Annotated in this window: 15 protein-coding genes and 1 tRNA gene; 9 read left to right on the top strand and 7 right to left on the bottom strand. The window is 70.2% G+C overall.

Going from position 1 to position 17,716, the window contains the following annotated elements; translation table 11 throughout:
• The first annotated feature begins 69 nt into the window (after positions 1–69).
• From ACFVYF_RS08150 to ACFVYF_RS08160, 3 genes are all read left to right on the top strand, one after another.
• On the top strand, positions 70–642 hold the full coding sequence (locus ACFVYF_RS08150; RefSeq protein WP_389452607.1) for a helix-turn-helix domain-containing protein: 573 nt from the start codon (positions 70–72) through the stop codon (positions 640–642).
• A complete protein-coding gene (locus ACFVYF_RS08155) occupies positions 639–1,175 on the top strand; it encodes a GNAT family N-acetyltransferase (RefSeq protein WP_389452610.1) in 537 nt (178 codons plus the stop codon). The genes ACFVYF_RS08150 and ACFVYF_RS08155 overlap by 4 nt, the downstream gene beginning before the upstream one ends.
• 180 nt (positions 1,176–1,355) lie before the next feature.
• The gene (locus ACFVYF_RS08160) at positions 1,356–1,712 is read left to right on the top strand and encodes an MmcQ/YjbR family DNA-binding protein (RefSeq protein ID WP_389452613.1); all 357 of its coding nucleotides are present in this window, start codon (positions 1,356–1,358) and stop codon (positions 1,710–1,712) included.
• Between the two features lie 18 nt (positions 1,713–1,730).
• Here the strand turns inward: ACFVYF_RS08160 and ACFVYF_RS08165 are convergent, their stop codons facing one another.
• Together ACFVYF_RS08165 and ACFVYF_RS08170 are read right to left on the bottom strand one after the other, a co-directional pair.
• Positions 1,731–2,642: a transketolase family protein gene (locus ACFVYF_RS08165; protein WP_389452616.1), complete on the bottom strand. Its 912-nt coding sequence runs from the start codon at positions 2,640–2,642 to the stop codon at positions 1,731–1,733.
• Positions 2,643–2,774: 132 nt separating this feature from the next.
• Positions 2,775–3,485: a transketolase gene (locus ACFVYF_RS08170; RefSeq protein ID WP_389452619.1), complete on the bottom strand. Its 711-nt coding sequence runs from the start codon at positions 3,483–3,485 to the stop codon at positions 2,775–2,777.
• A 165-nt stretch (positions 3,486–3,650) separates the two neighbouring features.
• Here ACFVYF_RS08170 and ACFVYF_RS08175 point away from each other — a divergent pair.
• Positions 3,651–3,724 (top strand) — tRNA-Pro (locus ACFVYF_RS08175).
• 300 nt (positions 3,725–4,024) lie between these two features.
• Here ACFVYF_RS08175 and ACFVYF_RS08180 read toward each other — a convergent pair.
• Positions 4,025–4,651 carry a helix-turn-helix domain-containing protein gene (locus ACFVYF_RS08180; protein ID WP_389452622.1) on the bottom strand — a complete coding sequence of 209 codons (627 nt, stop codon included), beginning with the start codon at positions 4,649–4,651 and terminating at the stop codon, positions 4,025–4,027.
• On the bottom strand, positions 4,648–6,051 hold the full coding sequence (locus ACFVYF_RS08185; RefSeq protein ID WP_389452625.1) for an APC family permease: 1,404 nt from the start codon (positions 6,049–6,051) through the stop codon (positions 4,648–4,650). The genes ACFVYF_RS08180 and ACFVYF_RS08185 overlap by 4 nt, the downstream gene beginning before the upstream one ends.
• 237 nt (positions 6,052–6,288) lie before the next feature.
• Here ACFVYF_RS08185 and ACFVYF_RS08190 point away from each other — a divergent pair, with 237 nt between their 5' ends.
• Together ACFVYF_RS08190 and ACFVYF_RS08195 are read left to right on the top strand one after the other, a co-directional pair.
• Positions 6,289–7,713, top strand: a complete 1,425-nt coding sequence (locus ACFVYF_RS08190) for an APC family permease (protein ID WP_389452628.1) — start codon at positions 6,289–6,291, stop codon at positions 7,711–7,713.
• Between the two features lie 48 nt (positions 7,714–7,761).
• Positions 7,762–9,690, top strand: coding sequence for a primary-amine oxidase (locus tag ACFVYF_RS08195; protein WP_389452631.1), 1,929 nt, complete (start codon positions 7,762–7,764; stop codon positions 9,688–9,690).
• Positions 9,691–9,944: 254 nt separating this feature from the next.
• Here the strand turns inward: ACFVYF_RS08195 and ACFVYF_RS08200 are convergent, their stop codons facing one another.
• Genes ACFVYF_RS08200 through ACFVYF_RS08210 form a run of 3 tightly spaced genes read right to left on the bottom strand, consistent with a single transcriptional unit; the run spans position 9,945 to position 13,970 of the window.
• Positions 9,945–10,580 (bottom strand): GNAT family N-acetyltransferase, encoded by a 636-nt coding sequence (locus tag ACFVYF_RS08200; RefSeq protein ID WP_389452634.1) that lies wholly within the window; start codon positions 10,578–10,580, stop codon positions 9,945–9,947.
• Positions 10,577–12,280, bottom strand: coding sequence for a glycoside hydrolase family 9 protein (locus ACFVYF_RS08205; RefSeq protein WP_389452636.1), 1,704 nt, complete (start codon positions 12,278–12,280; stop codon positions 10,577–10,579). Before ACFVYF_RS08205 ends, ACFVYF_RS08200 begins: the two co-directional genes overlap by 4 nt.
• 40 nt (positions 12,281–12,320) lie before the next feature.
• Positions 12,321–13,970: a beta-N-acetylhexosaminidase gene (locus ACFVYF_RS08210; RefSeq protein ID WP_389452639.1), complete on the bottom strand. Its 1,650-nt coding sequence runs from the start codon at positions 13,968–13,970 to the stop codon at positions 12,321–12,323.
• Positions 13,971–14,100: 130 nt separating this feature from the next.
• On the opposite strand from ACFVYF_RS08210, the gene ACFVYF_RS08215 reads away from it, so the two are divergent.
• From ACFVYF_RS08215 to ACFVYF_RS08225, 3 genes are read left to right on the top strand one after another with little or no spacing between them, the layout of a single operon-like run.
• Positions 14,101–15,135, top strand: a complete 1,035-nt coding sequence (locus ACFVYF_RS08215) for an ABC transporter permease (RefSeq protein ID WP_389452642.1) — start codon at positions 14,101–14,103, stop codon at positions 15,133–15,135.
• Positions 15,132–16,028, top strand: coding sequence for a carbohydrate ABC transporter permease (locus ACFVYF_RS08220; protein ID WP_389452645.1), 897 nt, complete (start codon positions 15,132–15,134; stop codon positions 16,026–16,028). Before ACFVYF_RS08215 ends, ACFVYF_RS08220 begins: the two co-directional genes overlap by 4 nt.
• A 12-nt stretch (positions 16,029–16,040) precedes the next feature.
• Entirely contained in the window at positions 16,041–17,684 is a 1,644-nt protein-coding gene (locus ACFVYF_RS08225) for a hypothetical protein (protein ID WP_389452648.1), read from the top strand.
• Positions 17,685–17,716 lie beyond the last annotated feature (32 nt).

Raw genomic sequence — 17,716 nt, forward strand, 5'->3', positions numbered from 1 at the left:
GAGGCGCGTTCCCGGGCGCGAAGGAGGGGCGACCTGATCGCGTTTCAAATATGGGATAGCATCCCGAATATGGGAAACGATGTGGAGGACGCCGTCGATGCCCGGCTCGCCGCCCGGCTGGCCGAGCTGCGGGCCGAACGCGGCTGGTCCCTCGGGGAGTTGGCGGAGCGCAGCGGGGTGAGCCGCTCGACCCTGTCCCGGGCCGAGCGCGCGGAGATCAGTCCCACTGCCTCGCTCCTGAACCGTCTGTGCCACGTCCACGGGCGGACCATGTCGCAGCTGCTCAGCGAGGTCGAGGCGGAACCGGCCCTGACCGTCCGGGCGGCCGACCAGGCGATCTGGAAGGACCGGGCCTCCGGCTTCGTACGGCGATCGGTGTCGCCGCCGCACGCGGGACTGCGCGGCGAACTCGTCGAGGGCCGGCTCGCGGCCGGTGCGGACATCGCGTACGACCGCCCGCCCGTGCCCGGTCTCGAGCAGCACATCTGGGTTCTGGACGGGGCGCTCGACGTGACGGCCCAGGACGTCGAGCACCATCTCGACGCCGGTGACTGCCTGCGGATGCGGGTGTGGGGGCCGACGCGCTTCCGGTGCCCCGGCCCCGACGAGGTCCGTTACGCGCTGGTGGTGGTCCTGCCGTGACGACCGTCTCCCGCCTCGACGCGGCACAACTCATAGCCTGCTCCGAGGAGTTGGCCGACCTGCTGTCCGACACCGTGGACGGCGGGGCCTCCATCGGATTCCTCGCCCCGCTCGACCGCGCGGCGGCCGTCGCCTGGTGGGAGGAGCGGGCGGCGGCCGTCGCCGCCGGGCAGCTCGCCGTCTGGGTGGCGCGCTCCGCGGGCCGCGTGCTCGGCACCGTCGGCCTGGCCTTCCCCGACAAGCCCAACAGCCGCCACCGCGCCGAGCTCGTGAAGCTGATGGTGCACCGGGACGGCCGAGGGCAAGGTCTCGGCCGTACGCTGCTGGCCACCGCGGAGCAGGCGGCGGCCGCGGCCGGCGTGACCCTGCTCCACCTCGACACCGAGACCGACAGCCCCGCGGAGTCCCTCTACCGGTCGGCCGGCTGGACCCGGGTGGGGGCGATCCCGGACTACGCGGCGACGCCGCGGGGGACGCTGCATCCCACGACGATCTTCTACAAGCGGACGGGGGCGGGGGTGCTCAGCGCCTGACGCCTCCGGGCGCCAGGGCGGCTGCCGCGGGTGCCTCGCGATCGGGGCCGTCACCGCACCGGAGCCGGACTGCGGTCGGCGGGCGGTCACCCTGCCCTCGTACTAGCCGGATGGCACCCGCACCCGGGTCTCCCCGGCCCCACCAGGTGATTGTCGGTGGCATTGGCTACGGTGCGAGGCATGCCGGATGCCGAAGACGTACGCCGTATCGCCCTCTCCCTGCCGGACACCGCGGAGAAGGTCGCCTGGAACATGCCCACCTTCCGGGTCGCGGGCAAGATGTTCGCCACGCTGCCCGAGGAGGAGACGTCGATCGCGGTGCGCTGCCCGAAGGAGGAGCGCGACGAACTCACCCTGGCCGAGCCCGGGAAGTTCTGGATCGCCGATCACGAGGCGGGCTTCGCCTGGGTCCGGGTACGCCTCGGAGTGCTGGAGGACGAGGCCGAACTCCACGACATCCTGGCCGACTCCTGGCGCCAGGCGGCCCCGCCCCGACTCCTCGACGCGTACCCGGAGTTGGGGCGCCCGGCCGGCTGAGTGCTCCGCGTCGAACGGTCAGACACGCGCCCCGGCGCCGACGAACCCGCCGATCCGCTCCCGCAGTGCCCCGGCGTCCAGCCCGTGGGCGGCCAGGTGCTCGTCGACGCTGCCGTACCGGCGCAGTTCGCGGCGCCCGACGCCGAGGCCGAGGACACGGTGGGGCAGCTCGGCGAGCGCGTCGTTCGCGGCGGCCGTCGACGTACCGGCCAGGTACGGCTCGACCAGGACGACGTCCGCAGGTGCCGTCTCGGTGGCCCGGCGCAGCGCCGCCGCGTCGAAGGGGCGGACGGTACTCGCGTACAGAACCGTCACGTCCAGTCCCTCCGTGGCGTCGAGCACGGCGTCGAGCATCGGGCCCACCGCGACGACCACGCCCGCGCGTCCCTCGCGGACGGTGCGGAACCGCGTCCCGTCGACCGCGAGTCCCCGGGTGTTCGCCTGCACGGACAGCCGCACGTACACCTTGTCGTCGCCGGCGGCGACCGCGTGCCGCAGCAGCGTCTCCGCCTCGTCGGGGTGCCCGGGGACGTGAACGGTCCAGCCGTCCAGCGTGTCGAGCAGGGCCACGTCTCCGGGTGACATGTGGGTGTAGCCGCCGGCCGGCCAGTCGAAGGAAGCGGCGGCGCTCACCAGGACAGCGCCCGCGTCCTGATGGCCGAGGTCGAGCTTGACCTGCTCGAACGGCCGCTCGACCAGAAAGCTCGCGAACGTGTGCACCACGGGCCGCAGCCCGGTCAGCGCGAGTCCCGATGCGGCGCCCACGAGGAGCTGTTCGCGAATCCCGACGTTGATCATCCGGTCCGGATGCCGTCGCCGGGCCTCCGCGAAGCCGTCCTTGCCGATCTCGGCGAGGACGACCGCGACCCGCGGATCCTCGTCGAGCAGCCGCGAGACGACGGGGGCGAAACGGTCACGCATGGTGTCCATGGGCTGGTCCTTCTACGAGATGAGATGACTGTTCGGCGGAGAAATGCGGGGCCACGGGCGCAGGGGCCGGCGAGGCGCGAGCGGTATCCGGCATCCGGTATCCGGCTCGGACCCGCACCCAGGCCCGCGGGCTCACGCGGACTTCGGCTCGACCCGGGCGACCACGGCGTGAGGGCGCCCCGGATGAGGTGCGGTGAAGGCGTCGTACAGGGCCCGGTGATCACGCCCGTCGACGGTCCGGGTGGACCAGCCCGCCGCCTCGAACCGGGCGGCGATGCCGCCGGGCCGGGCGTGACTGGCGGAGGAGTTGTCGATCACGACGGTGTGCAGCCGCTCCAGACCCGCGGGCCCGGCATATGCGATGGCCTCGTGATTGCTGCCCTCGTCCAGCTCGGCGTCCCCGACCAGCACCCACACGCGCGGCTCGCCCAGCCCCTGGGCGCGCAGCCCGAGCGCCATGCCGACCGCGATCGGCAGCCCGTGCCCGAGCGAGCCGCTGCCGATCTCGGCGCCCGGTACCAGCACCCGGTCCGGATGGTGGCCCAGGGGAGAGTCGTACGCGCCGAACCCGGGCAGCCAGTCGACGGGCACGAAGCCCTTGGCGGCGAGTACGGCGTAGTACGCCATCGGACCGTGTCCCTTGGACAGCAGGAACCGGTCCCGTTCCGGGTCCTCGGCCCGGTCGGGACCGACCCGCAGCACTTGGTCGTAGAGCACCCACAGCGCGTCCAGCGTGGACGTCGCCGCGGGCCCGTGCTTCTCGTCGCCGGTCATCAGCCCCATCAGCCGGGGCAGGTCCGCGTACCGGTATCGCGGGTCGTCGCGTTGCGTCGTGGTCGTCATGCCGACGATCGTGCAACCTCGACCAAACTTGAGGTCAAGCGACACCTCTCGTCCCGCCCGCGAGGGGCGCCGGCCCCGAAATAAAGCGGTGCGCGACCACCGGCCCGAGTGCGGTATTGTTTCGGTGCACGTTCAGCCAGGGGAAAGCCCAGGTCAGACGGGCGCCGGGACGTGGCGCAGCTTGGTAGCGCACTTGACTGGGGGTCAAGGGGTCGCAGGTTCAAATCCTGTCGTCCCGACTCGTGAGAGTCGCAGGTGAGAGGCAGTATCGGGGCATCCCGAGACTGCCTCTCACTCGTTTCCGGGGCCGGTGGGGGACCAGGCGGTCGATCCCGCTCGGTCCGAGCTGACGGTCCCCAGCGGCAGAGCGCGCGGTGACCGCACCGACCGCTTCGGGACGTCGTCGGTGCCCGCTCAGCAGGGCAGCCGCAGCTGCGCGGGAGTGACGCACATCCCCGGCAGGTTCCCGGGCAGCCGGAGGCTCGGCCGGCCACCCGCAGCGGATAAAGTTGCCGCCCCTCACCGCGCCTGGGAGAGCTTCACACCACGAGGAGCGCCAACTCCTCGGCTGAAAGCTTCAATTGGTGTACGAGCCGGTCGTCGGGCGCTTCGAGGCGGCCGGCCGCCCCGCACACCGCCAGCGCAGCGGCCAGCCGTCCGTTCGCGGCGCTGCGGACCGGCTGAACCAGACATGCATGGTGCGGGCCGAGCGCGAAGCGGCGTACGGCAAGCCCGTCGTCGCGTATGCGCGCCAGCTCCGCCAGCAGGCCGCCGTCGGCCGGCGGATGGTCCGGGTCCGGGTCGGTGAGGTGGACCAGACCTTCGGTGAAACCGGCCAGATGGACGCCGAAGCGCACTTGGTCCCGCAGCCGGGCGATCACGGCATGCGCGGCGGCGGGTACCTCGTGTGCCGGCCGGGGTCCGGCCAGGCTTGAGACCCTGCGGCCCAGCGCGAAACCGCGCAGATCCGGCATCCGCACCAGGTACTCCTCCTCCACCAGCACGTTCAGCAGCCGGTACGTTGTCGCGGGCGCGAGGCGCAGGGCCGCCGAGATCTCCTTGGCGGTGACCCCGGGCCCTGCCCGGGCCACCTGCTGAAGTACCGAAAGCGCGTTGCGTACGGCGCGGGGCTGGCGGCCGCTGAGAGGCAGCGTCTCCCCGCTCACCGGGGCGGCCCGGGGAACACGTCGGCGACGCTCGTCTCGTCGTACACGCCGATCGCCCCGACACTCCCCGGATCGCGCCGGCGCATCCACAGGAACCGGGCCGTCCCCGCCGCCATCAGCGCCACGAAGACGGACGGGACGAGGGCACCGCCGGTCGCCGCGTGGGCGAGCAGGACGGCGAGCAGTGACGGCACGCAGAGCACCGCGACGGCCACCGGGCCGCGGGTCAGCTCGCCGATGCGGTGCAGGAAGACGGGGGCGGCCAGGCACACCAGGGCGTACGCGGTGAGGAATCCGTACACACAGAGGTTCACCAGGCGCGCGAACAGCACCTGCGGTGCCGCACCCGCCGCGATGAACGCCAGTGGGACGAGGACGAGGACCGGCAGGACCACGGCGATGGCGATGTGCGGGGTGCGGTGGGTGGGGTGGGTACGGCCCAGGCGGCGCGGCGTCATCCGTTCGCGTCCCATCGAGAACAGCAGCCGCACCAGCGCGGTTCCCGACGCCATGACGCAGGCGAAGAAGGAGAGGGAGACGCCCAGATCGAGCAGGGCCGGCAGCCGGACCGAGGTCTGCCTGGGCGTGGGGAGGACCTGGGCGTAGGCGGCGAGCAGGAACAGTGCGGCGGAACAGACCACGGTCCACCGCACCGCCCGCCCCACCGTCAGGAAGGGCCGCCGGGTTTCGGCGCCCAGCGCGGCGGCGCTCTCGAAGCCGATGAACGCGGCGAAGGCGGGCAGCGCCCCGGCCACCACGGGACCCGGCGCGGAGACCGGCGGGGTGAGCTGCCGCATATCGGGATGAGCGCCGTGACGCACCAGCAGTACCGCGAAGAACGTCAGCGCCAGGACGATCGACGCCGCCTCCAGGCAGAGCGCCAGCCCCGCCGACAGGCGCACGCCCCGCACGAGGAAACACCCGACGACGATCCCGGCCCCCAACACCACGGCCGCCACCGGGAGTTGGGGTGGTCCGGGCGAGATGTCCAGACGGGCCAGGAACTGCTCTGCGTACAGTCCCGAGCCGATCAGGGCACCCATCGCGAGCACCCCGTACCCGATGAGGAGCGCGCAGCCGCAGCAGAACCCGGCGGCCGGACCCAGCCCCTTGGCGGTGAACGAGTAGAGGGCGCCCGGTGCGGCCATCCGGCGCGAGAAGGTCCGTACGCACGCGGCGACCAGCAGCGCGAGGACCGTCGCCAGTGCCACCGACCACACGGCCGAGACGCCGGTGTCCGCCCTGACCAGACCCGGGGTGGTCGCCATCGCGGCGGTCGGCGCGACGGCGGAGACCGACTGGGCGAGGACCGGTAGCGGGCCGAGCGAGCGCCGGTCGAGCCCGCCGACGGGGGAACGGCCGCGCAGCAGGGGAGGAGCAGCCGTGCCGTGGACGCTCATCAACCGCCCCTTCCGAGCCCTGGTGCCGGTGGTGCCGAGGCGCACGGTAGGACCGCTCTGTTTCGGCCGCATGAGCGGCAGATCGCCGGGGCGTGTTCCGGAACGGGAAAGCGGACGCGGCGCTCTCCCGTTCGGTGTGCGGGGGGCTTTCACCGACGCGTGACGGCCCGGCAACGCGCGCTGTTGAGACTGCGGCACAAGCCGCTTCCGGCACCCGCGATCGCAGAGGAGCCCGCGATGACCAGTACGGCGAGCCCGCCCACCGCGACCGTACCGCCCGCCCTCCGCGGCTCCCTCGGCACGGCCTCCATCGTGCTGATGGTTCTCGCGGCCGCCGCCCCGCTCTCCGTCGTCGGCGGCAGCGTTCCGCTCGGTATCGCCCTCGGCAACGGCGCCGCTTTCCCCACCGCCTTCGTCGTGTGCTGTGTGGTCCTGCTGCTCTTCGCGGTCGGCTTCTGCGCGATGGCGCGACACGTCAAGGAGGCGGGAGCGTTCTACGCGTACGTCGACCAGGGCCTCGGCAGGCGCGCGGGGCTCGGCTCCGCCTACCTCGCGCTCGTCACCTACACCGCGATCCAGGCGGCGGTGTACGGGTACATCGGGGTGGCGCTCGACAGTCTCGTCCAGTCGTACGGCTGCCCTCATCTGCCCTGGTGGGCCTGGGCCGGAGCGGTCGCCCTGGTGGTCGGTGTGCTCGGCCACCGCCAGGTGGACCTCAGTGGCAGGATCCTCGGTGTGCTGATGGCCGGCGAGGTCGGCATCGTCCTCGTGCTCAACATGGCGGTGTTGGTGCGCGGCGAGCACGGCCTGTCCACCGCGCTGATCAGCCCCGACCGGCTCACCTCGGGAGCGCCGGGACTCGCCGTCACCTTCGCCATCGCCGGATTCCTGGGCTTCGAGGCCACCGCCGTCTTCCGCGGCGAGGCCCGCGACCCCGACCGCACCATCCCGCGCGCCACTTATTTCGCCCTCGCTCTCGTCGGAGTCTTCTACGCGCTTTCCAGCTGGGCGCTGATCTCCGCCTGGGGTGACAAGGGGGCGGTCGCCGAGGCGCGCCGCGATCCGGAGAGCATGCTGATGACGACCGTGCACCGCTATCTGGGCTCGCCCGCCGAGCACCTCGCCCAAGTGCTGTTCGTGACCAGTCTGTTCGCCTGTGTCCTCTCCTTCCACCATGTCATCGCCCGCTATGTGCACTCGCTCGCCGACCATGGTGCGCTGCCCGCCGGCCTCGGCCGCGCCCACGCCCGCCATCACTCGCCGCATGCGGCGTCGCTGGCCCAGTCGGGCAGCGCGGTCGTGCTGATCGCGGTGTTCGCCCTCGCCGGGATGGACCCGATCACCGAGGTCTTCACCTGGATGGGCGGCCTCGCCAGTGTGGGAGTCGACGTGCTGATGCTGCTCACCTGCGTGGCGGTGGTGGTCTACTTCCGCCGCACGCGCAGCGACACCCGCCGCTGGCAGACTCTCTGGGCGCCCGCACTCGGTGGCGCGGGCCTCCTTGTGCTCCTTGTCCTGACGCTGCTCAACTTTCCCCTGCTGATCGGTGGTTCGGCCGCGTTCGCATCCGCGCTGCTCGGCCTGCTCGCTGCCGCCTTCGTGTTCGGCTGGGCCCGCAGGCACCGCGGAACCGTCCCCGCCGAACTGCCTGTCTCCGCGTGACCTGACATTCCCCAGGCCGGCCCCGGTCCCCGTCCCAGGAGGGCACACATGACGACCAGCCACCCCCTCGCGCTGCTCACCGCCGACGAGATACGCACCGCGCGCGCCGTACTGGAGGCGGCCGGACACCTCGGTGGCGACATCCGGTTCGTCTTCGTCGGCCCCGAGGAGCCCGCCAAGGCCGACCTGCTCGCCTTCACCCCCGGCGGTCCCGTGGACCGAAGGCTGCGGGTGATGCTGCTCGACCGCGCGAACGGCGACTCGTACGACACGATTGTCTCCGTCACCCGCGGAGCGATCGACAGCTTCGAGAAGATCGACACCTCGGTAGCCGGTCAACTGCCCATTCTGGACTCGGAGTTCGAGATCTGTCAGGAGATCCTCGACGTCGACGAGGGCTGGCAGGCGGCGCTCGCCAGGCGGGGCCTGACTCCCGGGACCGTACGCGCGTGCCCGCTTTCGGCGGGGCACTACGGATACGAGGGCGAGACAGGCCGGCGGATCGTGCGCAGCTTCGGCTTCCATCAGGACCATGAGCAGGACCACCCGTGGGCCCACCCCGTGGACGGTCTGGTGGCGTATGTCGACCTCACCGCACGCACCGTCATGGAGATCATCGACCATGAACTCCTCGCCGTGCCGAAGGAGTCGGGCAACTTCCAGGACCCCGAGTACACCGGGCCGGCCCGCACCACCCTCAAGCCCATCGAGATCACGCAGCCCGAGGGTGTCTCCTTCACCGTCGAGGAGGGGCTGCTGCGCTGGGAGAACTGGTCGCTGCGCATCGGCTTCAACGTCCGCGAGGGGCTGACGCTTCATCAGATATCCTTTTACGACCGGGAGTTGGGGCGCGACCGATCGGTGGTGCACCGTGCCTCGATCGCCGAAATGGTCGTCCCGTACGCCGACGCCTCTCCCGTACGGTTCTGGCAGAACTACTTCGACCAGGGCGAGTACCTCTTCGGCCGGTACACCAACTCCCTGGAGTTGGGCTGCGACTGCCTGGGTGAGATCCACTACACGGACGTGACCATCGCCGACGAGCTCGGTGAGCCGTCCGTCATCCGCAACGCGATCTGCATGCATGAGGAGGACCACGGGGTGCTGTGGAAGCACAGCGACCTCTTCGCGGGTTCCGACGAGACCCGCCGCCAGCGCCGGATGGTCATCTCCTTCTTCACCACCGTCGGCAACTACGACTACGGTTTCTACTGGTACCTCTACCTGGACGGCACCATCGAGTGCGAGGCCAAGGCGACCGGCGTCGTCTTCACCTCCGGATATTCGGAGCAGGGACGGGAGTTCGCCACCGAGATCGCCCCCGGCCTCGGTGCCCCCTTCCACCAGCACCTGTTCTCGGCCCGCCTCGACATGGCGGTCGACGGGCAGCGCAACGCGGTCGACGAGGTCGACGCGGTCCGCATCCCCATCAGCGAGAAGAACCCGTACGGCAACGCCTTCGCCCGCCAGGTCACCCGCCTCGGCGCGGAGAGCCGGGCGCAGCGGCAGGCGGACGGCAGCAAGGGCCGGGTCTGGCACATCGTCAACCCCGACGTGACCAACCGCCTTGGGCAGCCGGTCGGTTACGCCCTGATGCCCGAGGGTCTGCCCACCCTGCTGGCCGACGACTCGGCGTCGGTCACCGAGCGGGCGGCCTTCGCGACCAAGCACCTCTGGGTCACCCGGCACGCCGACGACGAGCGCTATCCGGCCGGTGACCTGGTCAACCAGCACCCGGGCGGCGCCGGGCTGCCGGCCTGGACGGCCGCCGACCGCAGCGTGGACGGCGAGGACATCGTGCTCTGGCACACCTTCGGGCTCACCCATTTCCCGCGCCCCGAGGACTGGCCCGTCATGCCCGTCGACCACACGGGTTTCACGCTCAGGCCCGTCGGCTTCTTCGACCGCAATCCCACCCTGGACGTGCCGCGCAACAGCAACGGACGCGGTCACGGCGACGGGCCCGCGTGCCACTGACGTACGCGCAACGCAGGCCATGACGGTCCTCGGCTGACGTACGCGCGCAATGCAGGCCATGACGGTCCTCGGCGCGGTCCGCGCGTCGGCCGCGCCCATGGCGCGACGGGGCCGGCGCGCGGCGGCGCTGTGAGCGAGAACGAACCTGCCCCGCGCCCGCACTCGGACGGCGTGGGCGCGCGCCCGGCCATGACTCCGCTGACGGCGGTCACGCTGCTCGCGGGCCAGGCTGGTCCGACGGATCTCGGCGGCTTTCAGTCCAGTGCCATCACCATCTGTGAGCCCCATTCCTGGCGGCTGAGCTCGGTGAAGCCGACCGTCAGGTAGAAGGCGCGGGCCCCCGGGTTGCCGCTGCCCACGCCGAGGTGCAGCCCCGGTACGCCGCTGCCACGCAGGGCGGCGGTCAGCGCGTTCACCAGGCGGCGGCCGAGCCCCCTGCCCTGGCCGCGGGGAAGGATGTCGATGTGCAGGTGCGCGGGGTGGCGGACGTACAGGTCGTGACGGTGCGGCCGGGTCCGGTGGAGATGGTCCACGCGGCGCCAGTCATGCGTCCTGTCCCCCGGGTCCACGGCGAGCGCGGGAGGGTAGCGGGCGCGCAGACCGGGCCACCAGTGCTCTTCCTGCCACACCTCGAAGGAGTACGTGTCGGCCGTGGCGACGATGTATCCGAGGAGACCCTGCTCGTCGGTGGCGACAAAGGTGAGGGCGGGGTCGGCGGCCGGATAGGGAGCGGCATAGACGTGGCCGAGCAGATCGGGGTCGCGGTAGAGCGGCGTGGCGTCCCGTCCCGAGTCGCCGGTCCTGAGGCACACCCGGTACATGCCGGGCAGGTCGGCCGGATGGAAAGGGCGTACGACGGCTGGACCGAAGGAATGTGGGACCGCGGTCATCGGGCCGCCGCCGAGGCCAGCAGGAACCAGGCCGAGTGCGGGATCCACTGTTCGGTCCACCGCCAGCTGTTGCCGGTGTCCCGGTGGTGCTCGGGCATGAAGGCGATGTCGTGCTCGTCCTCGAAGCCTGAGGTGATGCCGTTGAGGATGCCGCCGGGGACGTTGGGATAGTCCGGGTGGTAGTCGACGGTGTTGCGTCCGATCCCCTTGATCATGGAGGCGTCGAAGGGGTTGAGGCCGGTCACCCAGTGCAGTTGGTCCTCCGCCAGGCGCAGCAGCCGAGGGCGCAACTCCGGCGGACAGTCGGGCAGTTCGGCGGCCAGCTGGGCCGCGTAGGCCACCGAGCAGATGTTGGCGTTCTCGCCCTGCCACCAGTACCCGGTCTCGTTGTCGTGCGGGTAGAAGAAGCTGGTGCGCGGCGCGGAGCCGGTCGGCTGCACGTACTGGCGTACACAGCCGAAGGGGTTGGCCACCTCGTCGGCGAGGGTGGCCGCGTCGCGCATCAAGGAGAGTGCGGTGGTGCGAGCGGCCTGGGCGAGGGGGGAGTCCGCGCAGATGTCGGCGAAGCGCAGCAGGGCGACGGCCGGGAGTCCGGATTCTGCGGCGTGGAAGAACGGACGCCCCGTCACATCGCCCACGAGATAGCCGAATCCGTGTCCCGAGTCGGTGTAGCGGTCGGCGAGGGAGGCGGCGCGGTGCTCGGCGGCGGCCAGGAGTACGGGATCGGGCTCGCCGGTGCCCGCGCGTACGAGCTCCACGGCTGCGAGCAGGGCGCAGTAGTCGTCGATGACGGACTCCTCGCCGTCGTACAAGTACTCCTTGTTGTGCTGCTCCAGATGCTCGAAGCCGCGGCGGGCGGCGGTCAGGTACGCGGAGCTGTCGAAGTCACCGTGGTCGTCCAGTGTGGCGGCGCGGGCCAGGGCGGCGATCGCGAGGCCGCCTCCCTGACGGTAGGCCGCCTGCCAGCGCTGGGTGCGCACGCACTCCTGGAGCGGGGCGTTGATGACGCGCTCGTCGAGGTCCTTGGTGAGGGCGTCGAAGATCGCGGTGTAGAAGTAGCCCTCCGGGGACTGGAAGCGGACCAGGAAGTCGGCCCCGAACAGCGCCTCGTCGCGCAGACGGTCGCCGAGTGTCCGGTGCAGGCGCGGCTGTCGGTCCGCGAGGGTGTCCCGCGTCTCCATGAACGCCCAGGCGCACAAGGGGAGTTGCTGCGGATTCATCATGCGCGTGTAGTTGAGATGGCTGAGAAACTTGCTGAAGTCGCCCGAGGCGTCGAGCCAGCCGCCGCGCGCGTCGACCGTGCGGCCCGAATCGTCCCCGTAGAAGCGGGCGTGGCGGTCCTTGCGGTCGATGGCGCCGCTCGAGCGGACCGAGCGGAAGTAGTACAGGACGTCCGAGAGCGTGCTCTGCTGGAGGAGGCACGCGTCGACGCGGAAGTCGGCGGAGCGATCGGCGCCGTACTCGATGTGGTACGTGCCTGCGGTGCGCAGTTCGGAGAAGTCGATCCGGCGGAAGGAGCCGACGGACCAGCGGTCGACGGCTTCCACCGGGCCGACCGGCAGCTGCCGCCGGGTGCCCTCGCCGACCAGAGTCGCCGTGGCAGGCAACTCCGCCTCCGTGCCCGGGGTGTTGAGCAGCACGATCGCCTTCTTGGACGCAGCAGTGTTGTAGCCGACATGGCTGATCAGGATGTCTGTCACGGGACTCTCTCCGGTCTTGTGGTCATGCGAAGGCCGGTTGTCAGGGCTGGTCGGAGATGGAGTCGAGCCACTTGCGGGTTTCCTCGATCCGGCCGGGTGAGGAGCGTTTCCATACGCCGGTGCCGCCGGTCTGCCACGGGTGGGGACCGGCGAGTGGCCGGTACTCCACGCCCAGCGCGTCGAGCCGCCGCAGCTGGCGTACGAGCCTGGCGTCGAAGTCGGCGGCGTCCGGGATGCCGCCCGACCACAGGACTTCGGCGAGCGCGCAGGCGCGCGGGAAGGCCAGATAGTCCAGGTACCGCTCGTCGGGCACCCACTCGGTCCAGATCTGGAACTGCCCGCCGAGGACGTGGGCCCGCCGCTGCTCGGACCAGGCGGCCGGGGCGGGCGCGAAGTGTGCCACGTCGGTCAGGGTGATCGGGCCGCCCTCCGACCGGCGTTCGGCGTCGAGGTCCGACTGGTCGAAGTTGAAGTAGGTCGGGAAGAGCGGGGAGCGCACGACATCGTGGGTGGTCGCGGCCCGCCCCGCGGCCTCGTCGCCCCGCCAGGCCATGACGATCGTGTCGGGCAGTACGCCTCCGGTGACGTATCCCTCGTCCCAGACGATCATCCGTACGCCGAGACCGGCCAGGAAGCGGCCGAGCGAACGCAGGAAATGGCCGTGCATCTCGCGTGGTTCGGCGCATTCGGCCGCCGCCATCGCCGCTGCCACCTCGGGATCCTCGGCCCACCAGTCCATCGCGCACTCGTCCCCGCCGAGATGGACGTACGGTGCGCCGGTCGCCTCGACGATCTCTGCCAGCACGTCGCACAGATAGGTCTCGCTGAGCGCGACCGGGGCGATCGAGGTGCCGCCGGCCCACACCGTGTCGAGCACGGCCTGCGGCTCTCCGGGGCGGCCGAGCTGGGGTGCTGCCGCGCGCAGGGCGGAGGTGTGCCCGGGCACGTCGATCTCCGGGACGAGGGTGATGCCGCGCAGCCGGGCGTAGCCGGCGATCTCCGCGAGGTCGTCGAGGGTGTAGTAGCCGCCGTGCGGGGTTCCGTCGTCGGGGCCGTCGGGGCCGAGCCGGGTGGAGGTGCGCCAGGAACCGGTGGTGTGCAGCTCGGGGTGGCGGCGGCTCTCCACCCGCCAGCCCTGGTCGTCGGAGAGGTGCAGGTGCAGGCGGTTGAAGCGGTGGGCGGCCAGCAGGTCGACGTAGCGCAGGATCGTCCGCTTGGGGAAGAAGTGACGGGCGACGTCGAGCATGGCGCCGCGCCAGACGAAGACGGGTTCGTCCTCGATGACCCCGCAGGGCACCCGCCAGCCGTCGGGTGGCGGGGTGGCCGCGCGACGGAGCACCGCGTCGGGCAGCAACTGGCGCAGCGTGGTCAGGGCGTTCGCGACCCCCTCGGTGTCACCCGCCGTGATCTCGACCCGGGCGGATGAGATACGCAGGGTGTGAGCCCCGGGGCCGTAGCCCTCCGCCCCGTCCGTGAGTAATACCTGTGTGTACTCAGTGGTATTGCTTGGTATGCCTGACATCGGGCCATGGAGCAGTTCGGAGAGAAAGCTCCGCAGCATGGCTCCGGCCAGCGGTGAGTGGGCCCCTTCGATGGTCGCGTCGGCTGTCAACGTGCAGTGACCGGCGCTGATTTGGGCTTTCTTGGGGCGGGGCAACAGAGCTCGAAAGGCGTCCAAGACGGGTCCCAACTGTCGCCGGTGAAGGGTGATCGTCGTTCAAGTCCCGCCGCGACGCTACTTGTTGTATTGCTTTGGTTCAAGTGGTACGTTCCCCAAACTCTTCTGGTATCTGCGCAGTTCCCAGTGTCGAGAGGTCCCTATGACCGTCAATGCCGCCGCGCAGTCACGCCCGGCCGAGTCCTTGCAGGACCGGCCGGCTCACTCCCCACCGCACAAGAAGACCGGACCGCACAACAAGGCCGGGAAGACGTCGCGCGCGGCTCGCGCCAAGTCCTTCGTCACGCGCCTGCGCCAGGACTCGCCGTTGCTGGTGATGACGGCCCCCGCCGTCCTGGTCCTGCTGCTGTTCACCTACATACCGTTGCTCGGCAGTGTCGTCGCGTTCATGGACTACGTGCCGTTCCTCGGCTTCACCCAGTCGCAGTGGGTCGGCTGGGACAACTTCACCTCGCTCTTCCAGGACGACCTCTTCTGGGGCGCCCTGCGCAACACCTTCGAGATCACCTTCCTCCAACTGCTTCTGTTCTTCCCCGTGCCGATCCTGATCGCCGTGCTCTTCAACTCGGTGGCGATGCCGGCGGTGAAGAGCTTCGTGCAGTCGGTGATCTATCTGCCGCACTTCCTGTCCTGGGTGATCATCGTCGCCCTGTTCCAGCAGATGCTCGGCGGCGGCGGGATCATCAGCCGCATCCTCGTCACCCACGGGATGAGCGGCATCGGCATCATGTCGGACCCGAGCACCTTCCAGCTCCTGCTCACCTCGCAGGCCATCTGGAAGGACGCCGGCTGGGGAACCATCGTCTTCCTCGCCGCGATCGCCGCCATCGACGCGCAGTTGTACGAGTCCGCCGCCATCGACGGCGCCGGCGCGCTGCGCAGGTTCTGGCACGTCACGCTGCCGGGCATGCGCCCCATCATCATCCTGATGCTGATCCTCAGGCTCGGCGACGCCCTCACCGTCGGCTTCGAGCAGATCCTGCTGCAGCGCGACGCGGTCGGCCCTGGAGCCGCCGAAGTCATCGACACCTACGTGTACTTCAACGGTGTCCAGGACGGCAACTGGGGCGTGGCCACCGCCGCGGGGCTGCTGAAGGGCGTGGTCAGCCTCGCCCTCGTGCTCGCCGCGAACAAGCTCGCCCACCGCTTCGGCGAGGAAGGGATCTACCGGCGATGAGTTCCTTCGTCCACCGCCCTGTGTGGCAGGGCAAGCCAAAGCCGATCGCGCTCGCGCTCAAGGGCCTGGCGCTGTTCCTGATCGCCGCCGTGGTGATCTTCCCGTTCCTCACTGTCGTCTCCACCAGTCTGGCCACCAGACAGCAGATCGACGCCAACGGCGGCTACGTACTGTGGCCCACCAGCGTGTCCTTCGCCGCCTACCGGCAGATCTTCGACGGAACCGGGGTCGCCCGCTCGATCGTGGTGAGTGTCGGCGTCACCGGGGTGGGCACGGCCTTCAGCCTCGTCTGTACCGTCCTCGCCGCCTATGGCCTCAGCCGCCGGGGGGCGATCTTCCAGCGCGGTCTGCTGTCCTTCGTGCTCCTCACGCTGCTGTTCGCGCCCGGCATGATCCCCGTCTACCTGATGGTCAAGCAGCTCGGCATGCTCGACACCTACTGGGCGCTGATCATCCCCGGCGCCGTGAGCGCCTTCAACATCGTGATCGTCCGGGGCTTCATCCAGGCCATCCCGCAGGAACTCTTCGACGCCGCGCGGATGGACGGGGCGGGGGAGTGGCGCATCTTCGCGTCCATCGTGCTGCCGCTGTCCAAGGCGGTGATCGCGGTCGTCGGCCTCTTCATCGCCGTCGGCTACTGGAACAACTACTTCGATCCGCTGCTCTACCTCAATGACTCCAACAAGTGGCCGCTCCAACTGGTCATGCGGAACTTCGTGTTGGCGAGCAGCGTCGCGACGACCTCGCAGAACACCGCGGTCCAGGACCTGCCGCCGGCCCAGGCCATGCAGATGGCGCTGGTCGTCGTCGCCACGCTTCCGATCCTGTGCGCGTATCCCTTCCTCAGCAAGCACATGTCCAAAGGCATGCTCACCGGGGCCATCAAGGGCTAGGAGACAGACAGAATGCCGATCAACCCCCAGCTCAGCCGCCGCACCCTGTTCAAGGGCGCCGCCTTCACCGCGCTGAGCGCCACCTCGCTGTCCGCGCTGACCGCGTGTTCCAACGGCACAGGGGTGAGCGCCGCCCCCGCCGGCAAGGCCGTTCCCATCCCCACCTACGTCGAGCCGGCGAACAAGCCGAAGCCCCTCCTGCCCGGCACCGCGCAAGGCGTCATGGACGTCTACGCCTCCTTCCCGCTGAACGGCGCACGCACCGTGAAGCAGGCGCCCGGCGACGGCAAGGAGTTCGAGTTCCTGGTCATGACCTACGGGCAGCCCGCCCCGTCGCTCGGCGAGAACGTCTACTGGCAGCTGCTGAACAAGGAGCTGGACCTCCAGCTCAAGCCGCTCAGAGTGCCGTACGCCGACTTCGGCACGAAGTTCCCCGCACTCGTCGCCGGCAACGACCTGCCCGAGGTCGTGTCCGTGCCGATGGGCATGAACGTGTCCCGCCTGCCTCAGCTCGCCCAGGCCCAGTTCACCGACCTCAGCGAATACCTGTCGGGCGACGCGGTGAAGAAGTACCCCAATCTCGCCGGCATCCAGGAGGCGAGCTGGCTCAACGGCTACCTCAACGGCCGTCTCTACGCCGTCCCGAAGTCGGACCCGCCGTTCACCAGCCAGCTCTTCGCCAAGATCGACGTACTGCAGAAGGCCGGGGCCAACCCCGAACCGAAGACGCTCGCCGAGTTCAAGGAGATGGCGAAGGCCGTCACCGACCACAAGGCCGGCGTCTACGCGTTCTGCGGCGTCGTCAACGACATGCAGACCGTCGAGAACATGATGATGATCTTCGGCGTGCCCAACCGATGGACGCAGAAGGGCGACGGCAGCTTCGTCTCCCACTTCGAGCACGAGCAGTTCATACCCGCCGTCTCCGCCGTCGCCGACCTGAAGAAGGCGGGCTACTTCCACCCCGACACCGCGACCATGAGCGAGGTGCAGCGCGGCGCTCTGTTCCGCGCCGGGAAGATCGCCGTCATGGTCGACGGCAACCGCTCGGTCGGTATCACCTTCGACGACCACGACGTCAAGTTCAGCATGATCCCCCCGTTCGAGAAGGACGGCGGCAAGGCCACCTACTGGCAGGGGACCGGTGCCTACGCCATCACCATGCTGAAGAAGACCAGCGACAAGAAGCGGATCGACCGCTTCCTGAGCGTCCTGGACTACCTCGCCTCCCCCTTCGGCTCGCAGGAGTCCTTCGTCCTCAGCTACGGCGTCAAGGGCAGTGACTACACGGTCAAGGACAAGGCCCCCGTCCTCAGCAAGCAGGGTCAGCGCGAACAGGACCTCGGCTTCGCCTACATCGCGGGCGGACCCCAGGTGCTGTGCGACCCACAGGGCGCCCCGGGCGTCGACGCCATGTACCACGCGTGGCAGTCCAAGGCCGCACCGCTGCTGTTGCCCAATCCGGCCGCCCACCTCTACTCCGCGACGTACGACACCAAGGGCGCCTCCCTCGAACAGCAGATGAAGGACGCCATCACCGCGGTCACGCTGGGCCGTTCACCCGCCTCCAGCCTCAAGGACGCCGTGCGCACCTGGAAGCAGAACGGCGGCGACCGGATGGCCAAGGAGTACGCCGAGTCCGCACAGAAGGCGTAACCGCACCGCACGGCCGCGCCCCGCACGCGGCC

This window comes from Streptomyces sp. NPDC058274, from assembly GCF_042881375.1.
Lineage (GTDB): Bacteria > Actinomycetota > Actinomycetes > Streptomycetales > Streptomycetaceae > Streptomyces.